This window comes from Streptomyces incanus (genome assembly GCF_042656345.1).
Taxonomy (GTDB): Bacteria; Actinomycetota; Actinomycetes; order Streptomycetales; family Streptomycetaceae; genus Streptomyces; species Streptomyces incanus.
The window spans coordinates 1-2,383 of sequence record NZ_JBHSPC010000015.1 but is presented as its reverse complement, the minus strand read 5'-3'; the positions used below and the strand labels follow the sequence as shown (position 1 = coordinate 2,383).

General features: G+C 67.1%; 3 protein-coding genes and 1 pseudogene. 2 read left to right on the top strand and 2 right to left on the bottom strand.

Annotated features, from left to right (window positions below; all coding sequences use genetic code 11):
- Positions 1-50: 50 nt before the first annotated feature.
- Positions 51-650: a hypothetical protein gene (locus tag ACFP2V_RS05755; RefSeq protein ID WP_381206416.1), complete on the bottom strand. Its 600-nt coding sequence runs from the start codon at positions 648-650 to the stop codon at positions 51-53.
- 307 nt (positions 651-957) lie between these two features.
- Positions 958-1,116: pseudogene (locus ACFP2V_RS05750) on the bottom strand (sigma-70 family RNA polymerase sigma factor); the annotation flags it as partial.
- A 100-nt stretch (positions 1,117-1,216) separates the two neighbouring features.
- On the opposite strand from ACFP2V_RS05750, the gene ACFP2V_RS05745 reads away from it, so the two are divergent.
- Positions 1,217-1,555, top strand: coding sequence for a YciI family protein (locus ACFP2V_RS05745; RefSeq protein WP_381206413.1), 339 nt, complete (start codon positions 1,217-1,219; stop codon positions 1,553-1,555).
- Between the two features lie 103 nt (positions 1,556-1,658).
- The gene (locus tag ACFP2V_RS05740) at positions 1,659-2,330 is read left to right on the top strand and encodes a transposase (protein WP_381207509.1); all 672 of its coding nucleotides are present in this window, start codon (positions 1,659-1,661) and stop codon (positions 2,328-2,330) included.
- The last annotated feature ends 53 nt before the right edge of the window (positions 2,331-2,383 follow it).

Sequence of the window (2,383 nt, the reverse complement as noted above, 5' to 3'; positions counted from 1 at the left end):
CAGCAAGCTGACGGGCTCCCGCGAAGGACCGAGGCTAACCTGCCATCAGGTCAGATCGTCGGTGTCTCGTCGACGACCTCTTTGTGCGGTTCGACAATGAACCTCCAGCCATCGCTGGGCTCCATGAATCGCACGCGGGTCGGGTAGATGTCCAAGGCGCGGCGGTCGCGGTTCTGGCTGCTCGCGTTCTTCCGCCCCCGGGCCGGCTCTTCGAACAAGTCGACCTTGACGTCCGGCACCGTGACGACTTCCTCACTCCAGCGCTGAACGATCCCCGCGCCGAAGGCGTCCCGGGCGGCGGAGTAGAGCGACTCCAGGGATTCCTTGTTCCCGTTGGGCACGAAGAGGGCGAGATTCAGGAGGACGCCGGCATTCTGGAGAACCTCGATTTCTTCCCCTGCCTTGTCGGCAACCCAGATCCCGGGCTCTTCGGCATTGTCCGGGAGAACGCGGATCTCCTGACCGAATATCGTCCTCGCGGTGAAGGACCCTCCCTCGAAATTCTTACCCGGCTCCGTAAGGGAAGCCGGGGCGTAGCAGTCGAGAGGAAGGCCATCCATCTCTGCCGAGACGAAGATTCCGTCCTGGAGACTCAACTCCGAAACCTCTTCGGCCGTAAGACGTCGAGCCGTGACCTTCTCGGTATTCACGCCATTCCCCTTTTTTCGCGGCGTCCTGTGAATTCATAGAAACTCTACCACGAAAACGATCACTCAACTCCCGTCCAATTCCCCTTGGGAGAACAGCAGAAGAGTCTTCCCGCGTCACCGGCGAAACGTGGCAAGCGTAGAGGAATGATGCGCGATTCAAGAGGTTACCCACCCGTTCCAACGGCACTTTCGGCAACCAAGTCAGCCGTCAAGTGAAATGACGAGCAAACCGGGCCGAATGGGAAAAGGCAGACAGAGGGCGCCTTGCTGCTCAGCATTGCGCCGTGCTTGCGCTCCCCTCGCGAGGGGCCAGACCGGCCCGCGCCGCGATCTGTGCGTACGACATCCCTTGCGCGTGGAGGTCCCGCACCACCCGCCGTCGGAGCCGGGCCAGTTCGGTCACCCCGTGCTGCGCGTCGGCCGGCCGGGTCGTGACCTCACGCAGGAACAGGTACGGATCGCCCAGGGCCTGTTTCGGAAGCCGGGGAGAGTGTCGGTTCTGAAGGGAGGCGTTCGTCCTAGGGTGAGAGGCGGCCGCAGGAGGCCAACGGTCGAGGGAGCCATGTATGACGCGGTACCTGATCTCGTTCGATGACGGCGCGATGACCTTCCCCGAGGAGGAGTTGCCCGAGGTGGCCGAGGCCTCGCACGAGGTGGTGCGTCAGGCTCAGGACGCCGCTGTGTGGGTCTTCGGTGGTGGACTGGAAAGGCAGCGGGCAAGCGTCGTGGCCACCGACGGGACCGTCACCAACGGCCCGTACCCGGAGACCAAGGCGGTGCTCGGCGGGTTCTCGATCATCGATGTGCCCTCACGCGAGGACGCGCTGGAGTGGGCTGCCAAGATCGCTGCCGCGTGCCGCTGTGCGCAAGAGGTCCGGGAGATCATGCCCGACCCGACCGTCTGATCGAAGACGACCCGCCGCGGCTGGGGCCTGGTTCGGAGGCGGCTTGTGACCTGCGGGATCGGCATGCTGCGGGCCTGCGGGCGATGCGGTTGGACGGCATGATCTGACGGACGGGGCGTGGGCGGTGGTCGAGGCGTTGCCGCCGGTCGCAGGGTGCGGTCGTCCGGCGCGGAACCTACGTCGGCAAGTCGACGGGATCCGGCACCGGGTCCGGGCGGGGTGCCCGTGGCGAGACGTGCCCGAACGGCAGGGGCCGTGGTCGAGCCTGTATCGGGTGTTCCGCCGTCACCAGCGCGAGGGCGTCTGGAACCAGCTCCTGGACGCGCTGCGGACCCTGGCCGACGGGGGCGGGCAGATCTGCTGGAAGTCTCGATCGACTCCGCGATCACGCGGGCGCACCAGCATGCCGCCGGCGCCCGACGGGACAGCGCCGGGCAGAAGGAGCCGCCAGGGGGCGAGTCCGCCGCTCACGGGCTGGGTCGTTCCCGGGGCGGGTCGTTCCCGGGGCGGGTGGACGACGAAGATCCACGCGGCATGCGAGCAGGGGCGGAAGCTCATGGGGTTGGTCGCCACCGCAGGGCGGCGGGGCGACAGCCCGCAGTTCGCCGCGGTGCTCGACCAGGTCCGGGCGAAGCGTCCCGGCGGGGCCGGGCGGCCACGGACGCGCCCTGACCGGGTCCGAGCGGCTATGGAATCGAGCGTCGCGACGCAGCCACCGGGCAACACGACACGCCCACCGAGGCCGACCACGTCACGATCGTCACCGAGGCCCTGACCGGAAAACTCAACGGTCAGATGGGTATGGCGGGGTAGCCCCTCGGCGGTGAT